Origin of the sequence: Curtobacterium sp. MCBD17_013 (genome assembly GCF_003234565.1) — a bacterium.
Lineage (GTDB): Bacteria > Actinomycetota > Actinomycetes > Actinomycetales > Microbacteriaceae > Curtobacterium.
On sequence record NZ_QKTU01000023.1, the window covers coordinates 1 to 16,443 of the forward strand.

Sequence of the window (16,443 nt, forward strand, 5' to 3'; positions counted from 1 at the left end):
GCCGCCGTCCCCGCCGCCGCCGTCCCCGCCGCCGCGGTTCCCGCCGCCGGCGTCCGCGCCGCCGTCCCGGCCGCCGTCGGCCACACGGACCACCTCCACCGGGCGGTCCACGTGGATCCCGTGGTGCGCTTCGTAGCGGCCGTAGTACTCCGCGACGACGTCCCGGGCAGGACGCTCCGGGTCGGCGTCGGCGAAGTGCAGGCCCATGGCCCCCATGCCCGACAGGTCGTGCACCCGGTGCGCCGCGCCGAGCCGCAGGGCTTCCCACCGGAACTGCCACGCGCCTCCCGGCCCGGGTGCCCGGTCGACCACGACCACCTCGTGCAGGCCGACGGTGCCCGCGGAGGACGCCGGATCGGCGGTCCGGAGCCCGAGCCGGCCGAGATGGTAGGCGACCGCGAGCCCGGCCTGACCCGCACCGACGACGAGCACGCGCGTGCGTCCGGTCGGCAGGGTGGCGTGCATCCCCTCGATTCTCCTGTGGACGCCCCCCGACGACCATGAGCGGATCGGGGTACATGGTAAAGTGACCGCTAGATTTCGAAACCACGCACCGTTCGGCTGCCCGGGTTCGACCCGGAGAGACGGGCCCGAGCCGGATGCCGGGCCGATCACACGAGGGGGTCACGCATGGGGCGCGGCCGTCAGAAGGCGAAGCACACCAAGGTCGCTCGGGAGCTGAAGTACTTCAGCCCCGAGACGAATTACGGTGCGCTCGAACGCGAGCTGTCCGCAGGGCATGAGTCCTCGGACGACTACGTCGACAAGTGGGCAGATCAGTACGCCGACGATGACGACGAGGTCGAGCAGGAGCAGGACCAGCACGACCGGTCCGCCTGACCTCGTCGTCCGGCCCGGGCGTCGTCCCGGATGGGGATCGGCATCGTCGGGAGCAGCGCCGCGCGGAGGACCGCGCGGCGCTTCGCTGTGTCCGCAGGCTTCGTGCGCGGGTCAGCGACCGCGCGCCCCGACGACGAGTGCGCCGTCGCCTGATCGCGCCGTTGTCGCCCGCACGCGCAGTCGGCGCGCGGCCGCAACGGGCGCGGGTCGAGGACACACGGGCGCCGTCGTCCGGGCGCGCAGATGTCGTCCGGGCGCGCAGCGGCGTGCAGGCCCGAGCGCGCAGTGGCGTGCAGGCCCGATCGCGTCAGTCCGCGTAGCGTCCGACCAGCCGGACCCCGCCCCCGTCGACGCCCTTGGCGCCCTGCTCGAACCCGGCGAGGTCGTGCTCGGCGGTCGAGACCTCGCCGACCTGCCAGGCGGCGAGCCCGGAGGCCCCGAGCGCGGCGACGATCTGCGGGGCGGCGGAGCGCGCGACGACGGCGATCATCCCGACGCCGAGGTTCCAGGTGCCCTCGGTCGACTCGACGCCCATGTCGCCCATGTCGGCGAGCACGCGGAAGACCGGGAGGGGCGCCCACGTCGTGCGGTCGACCTCGGCCCAGGCACCGCGCGGCAGGACCCGGGCGAGGTTCGCAGCGATGCCCCCGCCCGTGACGTGGCTCAGCGCGTGCACGGTGCCGGCGAACACGGGGTCGCCGAGCAGGTCGAGCAGCGGCGCGGTGTAGAGCCGGGTCGGCTCGAGCAGGACCTCGCCCACGGTGCCGCCGAGGTCGTCCGAGTGGTCGGTGTACCCGACGCCCCGCGCGGCCAGGACGTGCCGGACGAGGGAGTAGCCGTTCGAGTGCAGGCCGGACGACGCGATCGCGATGACGGCGTCCCCGTCCTGCACGAGCTGCGGGCCGAGGGCCAGATCGGCCTCGACGACGCCGACGGCGGCACCGGCGACGTCGTAGTCGTCCGGACCGAGCAGCCCGGGGTGCTCCGCGGTCTCGCCGCCGACGAGCGACGTGCCCGTGGCCGAGCAGCCGCGGGCGATCCCGGCGACGATGTCCGCGATGCGACCGGGCACGACCCGGCCGCAGGCGATGTAGTCCGTCATGAACAGCGGCCGCGCGCCGACCACGACGATGTCGTCGACGACCATGCCGACGAGGTCCTGGCCGATCGTGTCGTGCTTGTCGATCGCCTGCGCAATGGCCACCTTGGTGCCCACGCCGTCGGTCGAGGTCGCGAGCAACGGACGGCTGAAGTCCCGCAGGAACGAGACGTCGAAGAGCCCGGCGAACCCACCGACGCCCCCGAGCACGGACGCGGAGTGCGTCGCCGCCACCGCGGTCTTCATGAGCTCGACGGCGAGGTCGCCCGCCGCCGTGTCCACACCGGCCTCGGCGTAGGGATTCGCCATTCGTTCATCCTCCGAGGGCGTGGCAGACTTGTTCGGTACCCCCCACTCTACGGTCTGGAGTCCGCTGCGCATGTGCGGCATCGTCGGTCTCGTCTCCCAGGGACCAGCCAACCAATCCATCTACGACGCACTCCTCCTCCTGCAGCACCGCGGGCAGGACTCGACCGGCATCGCCACCGCCGAGGGGCACGTCTTCCACTCCCACAAGACCCGCGGACACGTGCGCGAGGCCTTCCGCACGCGCGACATGCGCGCGCTCCTCGGCACGATGGGCCTCGGCCACGTCCGGTACGCCACGAAGGGTGCCGCGAGCAACGAGGAAGAGGCCCAGCCCTTCTACGTGAACGCCCCCTACGGCATCGTGCTCGTCCACAACGGGAACCTGACGAACACGCGTGAGCTCACGCGCGAACTGTTCGACATCGACCGCCGGCACCTCAACACGTCGTCGGACACGGAGCTGCTCGTCAACGTCCTGGCGCACGAACTGCAGGCCCAGGTCCGCGGCACCGACCTCGACCCCGACCAGGTGTTCGACGCCGTCGCGCGCGTGCACGAGCGGGTCGAGGGCTCCTACGCCGCGATCGCGCTCATCGCCGGGCAGGGCGTCCTGGCCTTCCGCGACCCCTACGGCATCCGGCCGCTCATCCTCGGGCACCGGTTCGACGACGCGGGGTCGAGCGAGTGGATCGTGGCGAGCGAGTCGCTCGTGCTCGAGTCCGGCGGGTACGACATCGTGCGCGACGTCGCCCCGGGCGAGGCCGTGTTCATCTCGGTCGACGGGCAGATGGTCTCGCGCCAGTGCGCCGTCGAGCCGCGCCTGGTCCCCTGCTCGTTCGAGTACGTCTACCTGGCTCGTCCGGACTCGATCATGAACGGCATCTCGGTGTACGAGGCCCGGCTCCGCCTCGGCGAGCGCCTGGCGGACACCGTCGCCAAGTACGCGCCGGCGGGCGACATCGACGTCGTCATGCCGATCCCGGACTCGTCACGGCCCGCGGCGATGCAGGTCGCGCGGAAGCTCGGCATCGAGTACCGCGAGGGCTTCTACAAGAACCGGTACGTCGGCCGCACGTTCATCATGCCGGGGCAGGCGGAGCGCAAGCGATCGGTACGCCAGAAGCTCAACGCGATGTCGAGCGAGTTCAAGGGCAAGAACATCCTCATCGTCGACGACTCGATCGTCCGGGGCACCACGAGTCGCGAGATCGTCGAGATGGCCCGCGCGGCGGGGGCGAACAACGTGACGTTCACGTCAGCCGCGCCGCCGGTCCGCTACCCGCACGTCTACGGGATCAACATGCCGACCCGCGCGGAGCTCATCGCGCACGGCCGCCGGATCCCGGAGATCAACGCCGTGCTCGGGAGCGACCACCTCATCTACCAGGAGGTCGCGGACATGGAGCAGGCGATCATCGAGGGCTCGGACGTCACCGAACTCGAGATGAGCTGTTTCACGGGCGAGTACGTGACGGGCACCGTCACGCCGGAGTACCTCGCCTGGGTCGAGGCGAACCAGCTCAGCTGACGCCCGACGCACGTGTGCGTGACGGCCGGGAGGCCCGCCTCCCGGCCGTCACGCGTGTCCGGCCCGCCGGACCAGGCGTGGTGCTCGGACCGGAGGGAGGGCGCCTGCAGTCGCCCGCGGCGCCCGCGGTCGCGCTCAGCGCCCGCGGTCGTCCTCGACGACGCCGTCGACCGTCTCGGTCGGCGATGTGATGCCGAGGTGCTCGGCGGTCAGCCGTCGGGCCTGCTTCGAGAACTGGTGGTCGAGCACGATCGCGACGATCGCGCCGATGACGCCGCCCGCCGTCACACCGTAGAACGAGAAGTACCCGACGAGACCCCAGAACCCGACGTCGGACCCGCGGCTCGTGCCGGTCGTGGCGACGGACGCGCCGTCGGCGAGGTGCTGCGTGGCGAGCACGACGAAGAAGGTCACGACGAATCCGAGCAGGCCGCCGCCGACGATGAACACGCCGAACTTCGGAGCACGCCGGATCGAGACCTCACGACGCGACGCCACTTCGGACGGGGCGGGGACGGACGCGTCGACGGTCCGCGGTGCGTCGGGGGTCCCGCGGTCTGGGGACGGCTCGGTGGTGCTCACCGGACCATTGTCCCCCACTGTGGGACATCCGCAGCCTGGTCATGGGTCCCCCGGACCGAGGACAATGGGGGACGACGAAGTCCCGACATGCGAGGAGCGACGGCCGTGGTGGAGCCGGAGGACGACACGCGCCGACGGGTTTCCCGTCCCGGTGCCCGTCTGCCGTGGCCACTCGTCCCCCGGCGCGAGGAGGACCGCGCCGTCACCGTGCTCGCCGACGACGGCTGGAGTGTCGCCATCGTCGGCGCGGCGGGACTCGGCAAGAGCGTCGCGGCCGCGCGCGTCACGGACCGCGTGGCGCAGCGCAGCACCGGGGACGTCCGGGTCATCCCGATCACCGCCTCACCGCACGAGACGGCCAAGCCGTTCGCGGCCGCCATCGCCCGGTTCGGGGACCTGCCGGCCGCGGCGCTCACCGACGAGCTCGAGGCCGAGCACACCCTCCGCGTCGCGGCGGACCTCGTCGACCGCGACGTCGTCCTGCGCATCGACGACGCCGACCACCTCGACCCGATCACCGCGCGGTACGTCGCCTGGCTCGTCCGGCACGCGCACGCACGGCTCGTGCTGACGTGCCGCGACTTCACCGGGCTCGAGGAGCCCCTGCGCCGCCTGTGGCAGGACGACCTGCTCGAACGCATCGACCTGACGCCGCTCGACCTCCGCGAGACCGAGCGGCTGCTCGAGCGGGCGCTCTCCGGCCCGCTCGAGCACGCCAGCGTGGAACGGGTGCACCGCGCGACCCGCGGCAACCCCCTGCACCTGCGCGAGGTCGTCCGCGCGGCGGTGGCGTCCGGCGCCCTCGAGCGGACCGCGTCGGGGTGGTACTGGCCCGGGCGGATCACCGCGTCGAACAGCCTGGCGGACATGTACCGATCGGAACTCGCGGGCCTCGAACCGGCCCTCCGGGACGTCGTGGACATCGTGGCGTTGGCGGACCCGATCCCGTTGTCGCGGCTGCTGGCCCTGGTGGACGACGCCGATGTCGACCGCGTCGCGTCGCTCGGTCTCGTGTCCGTCGACTCCGACATGACGGCGGACGGCACACCGGTGGTCCGGCCCGCCCACCCGCTCGTCGGCGAGGTCGTCCGGTCCCTCGTCCCGGTGGCACGTCGGGCCCGGTTGTTCGCGCGGGCGAACGCGTTCCGCGCTGACCCGGTCGGCGGGGACGCCCCACCGGCCGCGCGCCTCCGTGCCGCGTTGTGGGCGCTCGAGTGCGGCGTCGTGCCGTCGGCCGACCAGCTGCTCGACGCCGCCGGGGTGGCGGTACGGCTGCAGGAGTACGAGAGCGCGACGGCGCTCGCCTCCTCAGCGTTGTCGGCCGACGACACGACGTTGGCGGTGTCGGTGGCCGCGCTGTGCCTCCGAGCGACGGCCCGGACCTACGGGGTGGGGCGTGAGGCCGCGCGCCACGACGCCGAACGCGCCTGGCTGCTCGCCCGCTCCGACCCGACCGCCCTGCCCGGGGACCTGCTCGTCGAGGCCGTGGAGGTCCTGGCGAACCTCCGGCAGTTCCACGACGACGACGTCGACGCCGCGGTCGCCCTGGTCGAGGAGGCCGCGACGCTCGTGGACGACGCGTCCCGGGAGCGTCTCCGGGTCCTCCGCCTGACGCATCTCGGCTGGGGCGGCCGGTTCGCCGAGGTGCTCGCCGAGGTCGAGCGCAGCGGCGTGCTGCACGCGCCCGTGATCCCGTTCGGGTTCCTGGCGATCGCACCGTGCGCCGTGGTGGCACTCGCCACGACCGGCCGGATCGGCGAGGCCCTGCGGCTGTGCCGGGCGTCACTCGAGGTCGCCGCCGCGAACATCGAGGTCGCGCCGTGGAGCCTCGGCGAGCTGTACTCGGTGCTGCACCAGGTCCAGCTCTGGGCGGGCGACGTCAGCGGCCTGACGGTGCAGGTCGACCGTCGGTGGAGCCCGTTCTTCAAGTACGACTTCACGCTCGAGCTCCTCGGCGCCGGCAACCAGGCGCTCGCGGAGCGCCGCTGGGACGACGCGATCACCGCGTTCTCCGGCGCGTGCGAGCGGTTCGCGGTGCTCGACCACGGCGGGTTCGCCGGATACGCCTGGGCGAAGCTCGCGTTCGCGCAGGCCGTCGCGGGGCGGACGCGCGAAGCCCTGGTGTCGGCGGAACGCGCCCGTGCGACGCCGCTCCGTGGGATGCGCATCACGGGCGAGGAGATCCCGCTGAGCCTGACGTTCACGGACTCGGTGCTCGGGCGACCCGCCGCGATGGCGGACGCCATGACGATCGCGCAGCGGTCGGAGCGCTCGGGCGCGTGGATGCCGGCGATGCTCGCGCGCAACGTCCAGTTCGTGCTGCTGTTCGCGCAGGGGGCGGACACCCGGGGCGCCCTGGCCCGGCTCCGCGCCGCCGCCGAGCACGTCGAGGGTGCCCTCGCGCCGGCGATCGTCGGCCACGCAGCGGCGCTCGCGAGCGGGGACGAGCGGGTCATCGCCGAGGCACGTGCGACCCTGGCGGCCGCGGGCGTGATGATCCGCGTCGGCCAGAAGGGCCCCCCGTTGACCCGTCGCGAGTACGAGATCGCGGAGCTCGCCGGGCAGGGGCTGAGCAACCGACAGATCGCCGAGCAGCTCGGTCGGAGCGTCCGCACGATCGACGCGCACATCGCCCGGATCTTCGCCAAGTGGGACATCCACTCGCGGTCGGAACTCGTCGATCGACTCTGATCGTCGAGTCCGCCGCACACCACGTGCGCCGTGATCACGGCCATGGCACCCACACGAACGCTGTTCGGGCAGCGTCGTGTGGGTGTCGTCGGGGTCGGGCCCGTTCGGGTCGGGCCCGCCTCCCGGTGGCGTCACCAACGCTAACGAGGGGACCCACCGGTCGGCATCGGTAAGCAGGTACCTAAATCTGTCACCCGCCCGAGGGACACGGGGGACAACCGGACCGGTCGAGCGCGGTCAGGCCCGCGGCAGGCGGACCGGGAGGAACGGGGCCAGGTCGGCTCGTGATCCCGACGCCGTCACGCGCGCGGCTCCGACCGCCTCGGCCCAGGAGATCGCCCCCGTGGCGAGGGCGATCCAGGTCGCGGCATCGGTCTCGACCACGTTCGGCGGCGTGCCGCGCGTGTGGCGCGGTCCCGGAACGGCCTGGACGGCTCCGTACGGGGGGACACGGACCTCGACGCTGTTGCCCGGCACGGTGTCGGCGAGTTCCTGGAGCGTCCACCGCACGGCGGTCGCGGTGGACGTGCGATCGGTGGCTCCGCCCTGCACGGCGGCGAGCGCAGCGGCGCCCTCGGCGGCGTCGATGGTCCTGCGGGGCACGGCGTCAGCGTACCGCCCGGGCCGGCGGTCGACCGGCGCTCGGTAGGCTGTGGCCGTGCGCATCCTCGTCCTCGGTTCCGGTGCCCGTGAGCACGCGATCATCGCCGCGCTCCTCGCGGAGGACGCCGGCCACGTCATCACCGCAGCCCCGGGCAACACCGGTATCGCCGCCGACGTCGAGACGGTCGGGCTCGACGCGACGAACCGCGGGCTCGTGACGGAGTACGCGATCGAGAACGGCATCGAACTCGTCGTGATCGGCCCGGAGGCCCCGCTCGTCGAGGGCGTCGCGGACGCGCTCCGGACGCGCGGCATCGCGGTGTTCGGGCCGGGCAAGGCCGCGGCGCGGATCGAGGGCTCCAAGGCGTTCGCCAAGCGGATCATGGCCGAGGCCGGGGTCCCGACGGGTGAGGCCGCCCACGTGGGAACGGCGGACGAGGTCGAGGCCGCCCTGGACCGCCTCGGCGCGCCGTACGTCGTCAAGGCGGACGGGCTGGCGGCCGGCAAGGGCGTGCTCGTGACCGAGGACCGCCAGGCGGCCGTCGAGCACGCGACCTACTGGCTCCAGTACGGCCACGTCGTCATCGAGGAGTTCCTCGACGGCGAGGAGGTCTCGCTCTTCTTCTTCAGCGACGGCCACGACGTGCTGCCGATGACCCCCGCGCAGGACTACAAGCGGCTCGGGGACGGCGACGTCGGGCCGAACACCGGCGGCATGGGGGCGTACTCGCGCCTGCCGTGGCTCGACGAACGCTGGGGCTCCGAACGGGCCTTCGTCGACGAGGTCACCGAACTCGTGGCGCTGCCGACGGTCCGCCGGCTCGAGCACGAGGGCACCCCGTTCATCGGGCTCCTCTACTGCGGCCTCATCGTCACCGAGCAGGGCGTCCGCGTCATCGAGTTCAACGCGCGGTTCGGCGATCCGGAGACCCAGGTGGTGCTCCCCCGCCTCGTGACGCCGCTCAGCGCGCTCATGCTCGCCGCCGCGACCGGACGGCTCGGCCAGACCCCGCGTCCGGAGTTCGCGCCCGGTGCCGCCGTCACCGTCGTGCTCGCGAGCCAGGGCTACCCCGACAACCCGGTCACCGGTCGGCCGATCACCGGACTCGACGACGCCGCGGCACTCGAGGGCGTGACCGTCCTGCACGCCGCGACGGGGATGCTCGAGGGACAGCTCATCGCCACGGGCGGCCGGGTGCTCAACGTCGTCGCGATCGGTGACTCGTTCGAGCAGGCGCGGGCCCGGGCCTACGCCGGCCTGTCCCGGATCCACCTCGAGGGCGCGCAGTACCGCACCGACATCGCGGCGCGGGTGGCACGGTGACCGCCGCGGAGACGGGGGGCGTGCGCCCCGCGACCGCAGCGGAGCTCGAGGGCTGGCGGCACGTCGCGACCGGCAAGGTCCGTGACCTGTACGTGCCGGCGAGCGCGGCCTCCCCGGCGACCGCGACCGAGCTCCTGCTCGTCGCGAGCGACCGCGTCAGCGCGTTCGACCACGCGCTCGAACCGCCGATCCCCGGCAAGGGCGAGCTGCTCACGCGGCTGTCGCGGTTCTGGTTCGCGCAGCTCGGGGACGTCCCGAACCACCTGCTCGGCGAGACCCACCAGGGCACGCCCGTACCGGAGGCCGTGGCGGCACGGTCGATGCGCGTCCGGCCGCTCACGATGTTCCCGATCGAGTGCGTCGTGCGTGGGTACCTCGTCGGCAGCGGCTGGGCGGAGTACCAGGAGACCGGGAGCGTGTGCGGGGTCGCCCTGCCCACGGGGCTGTCGAACGGCGACCGGCTGCCCGAGCCGATCTACACCCCCGCGCACAAGGCCCCGCAGGGCGCCCACGACGAGAACATCACCTACGAGCGGACGGTCGAGCTCGTCGGGCCGGACGTCGCCGCCGCGCTCCGCGACATGTCCCTGCACGTGTACGAGTCCGCGGCCGCGATCGCCCTGCAGCGCGGGGTCGTCATCGCGGACACGAAGTTCGAGTTCGGCCACGACGCCGCCGGGCAGATCCGGATCGCGGACGAGGTCCTGACGAGCGACTCGAGCCGCTACTGGGACGCCGAGGCCCACGAGGGCGGCGACCGCACCGCGTCGTTCGACAAGCAGATCGTGCGGAACTGGCTCACCGAGCACTGGGACGGGCAGGGCACCCCGCCCGTGCTGCCCGACGAGATCGTCGAGCGGACCGCAGCGCGGTACCGGGAGCTCATCGAACGCCTCGGCGCCTGACCCGCCGCGTCGCAGCACGGTACCGGCCGGTCACGCTCCGAGCACCGGTCCGGGAGGCGCGACGTACGCTGGATCCGTGCCTCGCGTCCTGTGCTCCATCGCCCTGGCCGCAGGCCTCGTCACCGGCCTGGCCGGCTGCTCCGTCCACGACAGCACGGGTCGGGTGAGCGTCGACGTGAGCACCGACGCCGCGCAGGGACACCGCTACAACGTGCAGGTGCTCGACGCCGACGGGCAGCTCGTCGAGCACCAGTCGATGCTCCCCGGGCAGTCGTCCGACTTCGCCGGGGTGCCGCTCGGGCGCATCACGGTCCGCGCGTCGGGGCTCTGCACGCTGCGCACGACGCTGCACGTCGACGAGGTCGTCCACGTCCGGCTCGGCACCGGGGACTGCCACCGCTGATCTCCGTTCCGGCGTGTGCCGCCCGTCGACGGTCATCAGCGAGGCCATGATGTCCGAGGCGGACGAGACAGCCGACGGGGAGGACGACGACGTGGTCGACCGAGGGACATCAGCGCGACCGGTCGCGCTCGTGACGGGGGTCGGGCGCCGCGCGGGCATCGCGGCGGCGCTCGCGGAACGGCTGGCGGCGGACGGCTGGGACCTCGCCTTCAGCTGGTGGGGTCCGTACGACGAGCGCGTGTACGGCGCACCGGACCCCGAGGGGGTCGAAGCGGTGGTCGAGGCCTGCGCCGCTGCCGGTGCCCGAGTGGCGCGCCTCCCGGTCGACCTGGCGGAGGCGGACCAGGCGGCGGGACTCGTGCCCGCGGCGGCGGCGGCGCTCGACGCACCGGTGGCGGCGCTCGTGCTGTCGCACGCCGAGTCGGTCGACTCGTCGATCGCGACCACGACGGTCGAGGCCTTCGACCGGCACGTCGCGGTGAACGCCCGGGCCACGTTCCTGATGATCCAGGCGTACGCCGAGGCACTGCGGGGCCCGGCCGCCGGCGTCCCGCGGGAGCGGCGCCGGATCGTCGCGCTGACGAGCGACCACACCGCGTTCAACCTGGCGTACGGCATGAGCAAGGGCGCGCTCGACCGGATCGTCCTGGCCGCCGCCAAGGAGCTCGCCGACCTCGGTGTCGCGGCGAACCTCGTGAACCCCGGACCGAACGACACCGGGTGGATGACGCCCGAGGTCGTCGAGATGGTGCTCGGGCGGACCCCCGGCGGTCGACTCGGCACCCCCGCGGACACGGCGGCGCTCGTCGGGTTCCTCTGCTCGCCCGAGGGCGGCTGGGTGAACGGGCAGCTGCTGAAGTCCGACGGCGGGTTCTCGCTCGAGGTCTGAGCCGGGGCAGGATGGAGCGATGACCGAGCCCGCACCCGAGTGGACCGTCGTCCGCGAGGGCGACCTCACCCTCACCGACCACGAGGCCATCGCGGCGATGCTCGCGCAGGCGTTCCCGGACTGGGACCACTGGTACGTCGGCGGGCGGAGCTGGAGCGGGATGCAGCCCGAACGGCGGGTGATCGCGACCGTGGACGACGTCGTCGTCGCGCACGTCGGGATCCGGCGGATGTTCGTGACCGTCGGCGGACGCGACCAGCTCGTCGGGGCGGTCGGGCTCGTCGGGGTGACCCCGCGCCTCCAGGGCCGGGGGCTCGGTGGCGAGCTCCTGGCGCGGACCGCGGCGGTGCTCGACGAGCTCGCGGTCCCCTTCGGCCTGCTCGGGACGGGTGAGGACCGCGTGCCGTTCTACGGCTCGGCCGGCTGGCGACTGCTCTCCGACACCGCGGGCTGGTACTCGGCCTTCACCGCCGACGGGGCGGGCCTCACCGTCGTCGACGACGAGGGGTGGCTCGTGCTGCCCGTCCGCGCGACGCTCGAGGACTGGCCGGGCGGCGAACTGCACTGGGACGCGCAGCTGGTCTGAGCCGGATGCCGGTGCGCCGCGACGGCACCCGGTGCGGAGCACAGCGGGGCTGAGCCGAATCTCACCGAGGCGGAGCGTGCCGGACGGTCGCCGTGGACCGACAATGGAACCTCCACCGCCGCGGCTCCCGCGCGAGCCGCGGCCCCGCACGCCAGGAGGCACCCCACGCCCACGCCCGCCGTCTTCTGGAGCACCTGGCACCTCGACCCGCTCGCGGCCGTGATGCTCGTCGTCGCTGCGGTGGCGTACGGGCGGTGGCTCGTCATCGCACGTCGCCGCGGACACCAGTGGTCGGCAGCGCGGGTGCTCGGCTTCGTCGCGGCCCTCGTGCTGTTCGCGGTCCTGCAGTTCGGGATCACCGGCGTGTACGACCGGGAACTCCGCTGGGCGTTCGTCCTCCGGCTCGCGCTGCTGCTCATCGCCGTGCCGACCTTCGCCGCGCTCGGCGGCCCGCTCACGCTCGTCCGACTGGCGGGCTCCGAGCAGAGCGTCCGCGTCGTCGACGGTCTGCTGCACTCGCGGGCGGTCCGGCTGCTCGGCAACGCGATCGTGTCGCCGCTCGTCGCGCTCGCGGTGTTCGCGGTGCTCCTCACCCCGCTCGCGGCGACGATCCGCACGTCGGGCGTGTGGGAGGTCGTCATCACCGTGTTCGTCCCGATGCTCGGGTTCGCGCTCGTCGCGCCGATCTCGGAGCCGGGCGTGCTGCGCTCCACGACGTTCCTCACGGCGGAGTTCCTGCTCGCGTTCGTGGAGCTCCTGCTCGACGCCGTGCCCGGGGTCGTCATGCGGATCACGAACCACGTCATGGACCACGCGGGCGTCGGGCTCGTCGGGCCGTCGTGGGCGCCGTCCGCCCTGCAGGACCAGCACCTGGCAGCGGACCTGCTCTGGTTCATCGCCGAGGTCGGGGACATCCCGATCCTCATCGCGCTGTTCATCCGGTGGCAGCGGACCGACCGCCGCGAGGCCCGCAGCATCGACGAGCTGTCCGACGAGGAGGTCGAGGCCATGACGCGGGAACACCTCGACCGGTTCCGCCGCCAGGCCTGACCCGCCGTCCCCCCTCCGGGGCCCCCGCTTCCGCCTGTTCCCGACACTCCCGCGGTCGGACGACGGCGGCCCGTCGCCACATTCCCCGGCATCCACCCGTACGCACCCTCTTCCCCTGGTTCTCGACATCGCCGCGGTCGAACGACGGCGGCCCCGTCGCCACATGCAGGTGCACGGGACGGCGGGGCCGGGAGGCCGGGCGCGGCTACTCGAGGATGGTCGGCGTCGCGTCCGTGGTCGGGCCGACGGTGGCCGGGACAGCGGTCGCACCGGCCTGCGCCGAGGCACCCGCACCCGCCGCCGGACGACCGGCCCCGCCCCACGCCGCGGCCTTCGGCTTCGCGAAGAACAGCGCGGCGACGATCGCCACGATCAGCACGGCCGCGGGGAGCACGAGCGCCTGCCCCATCGCGGTGCTGAACGGCAGCTTGAGGAACGACGGGAGCACCCCGATCGCGGAGGAGGCGCTGCCGGAGTTCCCCGCGCCTCCCGAGTGGGGGAACTCGGCGGAGATCCGCGACTCCATGAGCGCGGCGATGCCGGCGGAACCGAGCACGGCGCCGATCTGCCGCGTCGTGTTGTACACACCCGAGCCGGCGCCGGCGAGGCGCGGCGGCAGGTTCCGAGTCGCGGTGACGGACAGCGGCCCCCACATGCAGGCGTTGCCGAGGCCGAGCAGCAGCGCGGGGAGCAGGATCCAACCCCAGGCCGCGTTGCCGGCGATGAGGGAGCCGATCCAGAACAGCCCGGCCGAGGTGCAGGCGAGCCCGAACGCCCCGATCCACTTCGGGTTGACGCGGTGCATGTTGCGTCCGACGAACGGCGCGAGCCCCGCGGAGAGCACGGCCATGGGCGTGAGGAGGAGCGCGGCCTGCGTCGGCGAGAACGCCGTGACGTCCTGCGCCCAGAGCGTCACCGGCAGCGCGAAGGACGAGATCGAGACGCCGACGGCCGTGATGGCCAGGTTGGCGAGCGAGAAGTTGCGGTCCGCGAACAGGCCGAGCGGGAGGAGCGGCTCACCCTTCTGCACGCCCTGCCACACCACGAACGCGGCGAGCACGACGATGCCGGCGATGATGAGCGACCAGACGGAGATCGGGCCCGTGATGGTGCCCCAGTCGTAGGTCCCGCCCTCCTGGATGCCGAAGACGAGCAGGAACAGCCCGGCGGCGCTGAGCACGATGCCGAGGACGTCGAACGAGTGCGCGTGCGTGTCGAACGTCGGGACGAGCCGCTGCGCGAGCACGAAGGCGACGACGCCGACGGGCACGTTCACGAAGAAGATCCACTGCCAGCCGAGGCCGTCGACGAGCAGGCCGCCCGCGATCGGTCCGACGAGGGTCGCGACGCCGGCCGTGGCACCCCAGAGGCCCATGGCGGCACCACGGCGCTCGGGCGGGAACATCCGCGTGATGGTCGCCATGGTCTGCGGGGTCATCATCGCGGCACCGAGGCCCTGCACGACGCGGGCGACGATGAGCATGCCGATCGAGCCGGACAGCCCGCACCAGAGGCTGGACAGGGTGAAGACGACGAGCCCGATCTGGTACATCGTCTTCGGGCCGAAGCGGTCACCGAGGCGACCGGTGATGAGGAGCGGCACGGCGTACGCGAGCAGGTAGGCGCTCGTCACCCAGATGACGGAGTCGATGTCGGCGTCGAGCTTCCGCTCGATGGTGGGGGTCGCGACGGACACGATGGTCGAGTCGACGAGGATCATGAAGAAGCCGATGACGAGGGCCCAGAGGGCCGGCCAGGGCTTGCGTTCGGTGGTCATGCGTTCGGTTCTGCTTCCTTGTGGTGGTCAGTCGCGTGGTACGCGAGGGCGTCGGGGTGGTCGTCCGCGCCCTCCCAGTCGAGGTCGCCCGTGGTGAGGCGGTCGACGACCTGCTCGACCGCCGCGAGTTCGGCGGCGAGCACGGCGCGCTGGTACGCGAGGTCGAGCCAGTAGCGCTCGGGGAGGTGCTTCGAGGTGACGCTCTCGTACGCCTCGTCGAGGAAGGCCGTCCGTTCCCGGAGCGCGGCGATCCGCGTGCCGAGGGTGTCGAGGACCTCGACGCGGGGCAGGTTGTGCGCCTCGGCGATGGCGAGCGGGAACTCGGGGTACTCCTCGGCCGGGGTCGCGAGCATCGTCAGGAGCTGCTCGCGGAGCACCGCCCGCCCCTGCTCCGTGATGGCGTAGGTGGTGCGCTCGGGCCGGTTGCCCTCGCGGTCCGTGCCCTGCTCGACCAGGTATCCGAGCTGCGTCAGCCGCCCGACCTGGTGGTAGAGGGTGCCCGGTCGCACCTTGACGTTCCGGTCCTCCTTCCGGAGCACCATCGTCTGGAACATCTCGTACGGGTGCATGGGGCGCTCGGCGAGCAGCGCGAGCGCGGCGAACGCGAGCGGTGTCATGTCCGGCATGGAGGGCCTCCCGTCCTGGTTGTCCGACGCCGACTATTCGACGTGGAATATACGCCTTGGAACAACCGGACGCAAGGGTAGACTCGGCTGGTCCCTTCCCCCCGACCCCTGTTGGAGTTGACAAGGTGCCCACGATCGTCGTCGAGGTCATGCCGAAGGCAGAGATCCTCGACCCCCAGGGGAAGGCCGTGGGCGGCGCCCTGGCCCGCCTCGGCAAGTCCGACCTCACGAACGTCCGCATCGGCAAGCGGTTCGAGGTGTCCGTCGACGGGCCTGTCGACGACGCCAAGCTCGACGAGGTCCGCGGGATCGCGGCCGATGTCTTCTCGAACGCCGTGATCGAGGACGTCGTCTCCGTCCACGTCGAGGGCGAGTGACCCCGGTGCGCATCGGCGTCATCACGTTCCCCGGATCGCTGGACGACCGCGACGCCCAGCGCGCCGTCCGCCTGGCCGGTGCCGAGCCGGTCGCGCTCTGGCACGGCGACCACGACCTCCAGGGCGTCGACGGCATCGTGCTGCCCGGCGGGTTCTCGTACGGGGACTACCTGCGCGCCGGTGCGATCGCCGCGAAGGCGCCGATCATGGCCGAGGTCATCGACGCCGCCGACAAGGGCATGCCGGTGCTCGGCATCTGCAACGGGTTCCAGATGCTCGCGGAGGCCCGGCTCGTCCCCGGCGCGCACACCCGGAACGCACACCAGCAGTTCATCCGGCGCGACCAGAAGCTGCGCGTCGAGAACGCCGAGACCGCGTGGACGAGCGGGTTCGCGCCCGAGCAGGAGATCACCATCCCGCTCAAGAACGCCGACGGCCGGTTCGTCGCCGACAGCGAGACGATCAAGCGCATCCAGGGCGAGGGGCAGGTCGTCTTCCGGTACGTCGGGGTCAACCCGAACGGCTCCATCGACGACATCGCCGGCGTCTCGAACGAGCGCGGGAACGTCGTCGGGCTCATGCCCCACCCCGAGCACGCCACCGAGCCCGGGTTCGGGCCGGGCACCCCCGCCGCGATGTCCTCGGGCACCGACGGCCTCACCTTCTTCACCTCGGTCATCGAGTCGACGCTCGTCCGGTGACGAGCACCCCCGCTCGTCACACGGCGAGCACCGACGTGACCACCCGGCGCCGAACCGTCGACGCCCGCGACCAGGAGCCCACGCAGCCGTGACCGACGCCCAGCAGCCCGACGCCCACGCGCAGTTCGCGCCCGAGCCCGCCACGACCGCGCC

The 16,443-nt window shown here is 72.8% G+C and carries 16 protein-coding genes and 1 pseudogene; 11 read left to right on the forward strand and 6 right to left on the reverse strand.

The window, feature by feature from the left end:
* A pseudogene (locus DEI81_RS15015) lies at window positions 1-465 on the reverse strand (hypothetical protein); the annotation flags it as partial.
* 165 nt (window positions 466-630) lie between these two features.
* Here DEI81_RS15015 and DEI81_RS15020 point away from each other — a divergent pair.
* On the forward strand, window positions 631-840 hold the full coding sequence (locus tag DEI81_RS15020; protein ID WP_111011543.1) for a DUF3073 domain-containing protein: 210 nt from the start codon (window positions 631-633) through the stop codon (window positions 838-840).
* Between the two features lie 307 nt (window positions 841-1,147).
* Here the strand turns inward: DEI81_RS15020 and purM are convergent, their stop codons facing one another.
* On the reverse strand, window positions 1,148-2,248 hold the full coding sequence (purM, locus tag DEI81_RS15025; RefSeq protein ID WP_111011544.1) for a phosphoribosylformylglycinamidine cyclo-ligase: 1,101 nt from the start codon (window positions 2,246-2,248) through the stop codon (window positions 1,148-1,150).
* A gap of 70 nt (window positions 2,249-2,318) precedes the next feature.
* Between purM and purF the strand changes: the two genes are divergently transcribed.
* Window positions 2,319-3,776, forward strand: coding sequence for an amidophosphoribosyltransferase (gene purF / locus DEI81_RS15030; protein WP_111011545.1), 1,458 nt, complete (start codon window positions 2,319-2,321; stop codon window positions 3,774-3,776).
* Window positions 3,777-3,911: 135 nt separating this feature from the next.
* Here the strand turns inward: purF and DEI81_RS15035 are convergent, their stop codons facing one another.
* Complete coding sequence (locus DEI81_RS15035; RefSeq protein WP_111011546.1) at window positions 3,912-4,358, reverse strand: hypothetical protein; 447 nt, start codon at window positions 4,356-4,358, stop codon at window positions 3,912-3,914.
* Window positions 4,359-4,445: 87 nt separating this feature from the next.
* Between DEI81_RS15035 and DEI81_RS15040 the strand changes: the two genes are divergently transcribed.
* Window positions 4,446-7,049, forward strand: coding sequence for a LuxR C-terminal-related transcriptional regulator (locus DEI81_RS15040; RefSeq protein WP_111011547.1), 2,604 nt, complete (start codon window positions 4,446-4,448; stop codon window positions 7,047-7,049).
* A gap of 237 nt (window positions 7,050-7,286) precedes the next feature.
* Here DEI81_RS15040 and DEI81_RS15045 read toward each other — a convergent pair whose 3' ends face one another.
* A complete protein-coding gene (locus tag DEI81_RS15045) occupies window positions 7,287-7,652 on the reverse strand; it encodes a sterol carrier family protein (protein WP_111011548.1) in 366 nt (121 codons plus the stop codon).
* A gap of 55 nt (window positions 7,653-7,707) precedes the next feature.
* On the opposite strand from DEI81_RS15045, the gene purD reads away from it, so the two are divergent.
* The 6 genes from purD to DEI81_RS15075 all read left to right on the forward strand — a co-directional run bounded on the left by purD (window position 7,708) and on the right by DEI81_RS15075 (window position 12,809).
* Entirely contained in the window at window positions 7,708-8,976 is a 1,269-nt protein-coding gene (gene purD / locus DEI81_RS15050) for a phosphoribosylamine--glycine ligase (RefSeq protein ID WP_111011562.1), read from the forward strand.
* On the forward strand, window positions 8,973-9,881 hold the full coding sequence (locus DEI81_RS15055; RefSeq protein ID WP_258368781.1) for a phosphoribosylaminoimidazolesuccinocarboxamide synthase: 909 nt from the start codon (window positions 8,973-8,975) through the stop codon (window positions 9,879-9,881). The genes purD and DEI81_RS15055 overlap by 4 nt, the downstream gene beginning before the upstream one ends.
* Window positions 9,882-9,957: 76 nt before the next feature.
* Complete coding sequence (locus DEI81_RS15060) at window positions 9,958-10,284, forward strand: hypothetical protein (protein ID WP_111011549.1); 327 nt, start codon at window positions 9,958-9,960, stop codon at window positions 10,282-10,284.
* Between the two features lie 49 nt (window positions 10,285-10,333).
* On the forward strand, window positions 10,334-11,173 hold the full coding sequence (locus tag DEI81_RS15065; RefSeq protein WP_111011564.1) for an SDR family oxidoreductase: 840 nt from the start codon (window positions 10,334-10,336) through the stop codon (window positions 11,171-11,173).
* A gap of 19 nt (window positions 11,174-11,192) precedes the next feature.
* Entirely contained in the window at window positions 11,193-11,759 is a 567-nt protein-coding gene (locus DEI81_RS15070) for a GNAT family N-acetyltransferase (protein ID WP_111011550.1), read from the forward strand.
* 222 nt (window positions 11,760-11,981) lie between these two features.
* Window positions 11,982-12,809, forward strand: a complete 828-nt coding sequence (locus tag DEI81_RS15075; protein WP_111011551.1) for a cytochrome c oxidase assembly protein — start codon at window positions 11,982-11,984, stop codon at window positions 12,807-12,809.
* 205 nt (window positions 12,810-13,014) lie between these two features.
* On the opposite strand, the gene DEI81_RS15080 is transcribed toward DEI81_RS15075, so the two are convergent.
* On the reverse strand, window positions 13,015-14,586 hold the full coding sequence (locus DEI81_RS15080) for a DHA2 family efflux MFS transporter permease subunit (RefSeq protein ID WP_111011552.1): 1,572 nt from the start codon (window positions 14,584-14,586) through the stop codon (window positions 13,015-13,017).
* Window positions 14,583-15,212 carry a PadR family transcriptional regulator gene (locus DEI81_RS15085; protein WP_111011553.1) on the reverse strand — a complete coding sequence of 210 codons (630 nt, stop codon included), beginning with the start codon at window positions 15,210-15,212 and terminating at the stop codon, window positions 14,583-14,585. The genes DEI81_RS15080 and DEI81_RS15085 overlap by 4 nt, the downstream gene beginning before the upstream one ends.
* Before the next feature lie 125 nt (window positions 15,213-15,337).
* On the opposite strand from DEI81_RS15085, the gene DEI81_RS15090 reads away from it, so the two are divergent.
* A complete protein-coding gene (locus DEI81_RS15090; protein WP_111011554.1) occupies window positions 15,338-15,589 on the forward strand; it encodes a phosphoribosylformylglycinamidine synthase subunit PurS in 252 nt (83 codons plus the stop codon).
* Window positions 15,590-15,594: 5 nt separating this feature from the next.
* Entirely contained in the window at window positions 15,595-16,290 is a 696-nt protein-coding gene (gene purQ, locus DEI81_RS15095; protein WP_111011565.1) for a phosphoribosylformylglycinamidine synthase subunit PurQ, read from the forward strand.
* The last annotated feature ends 153 nt before the right edge of the window (window positions 16,291-16,443 follow it).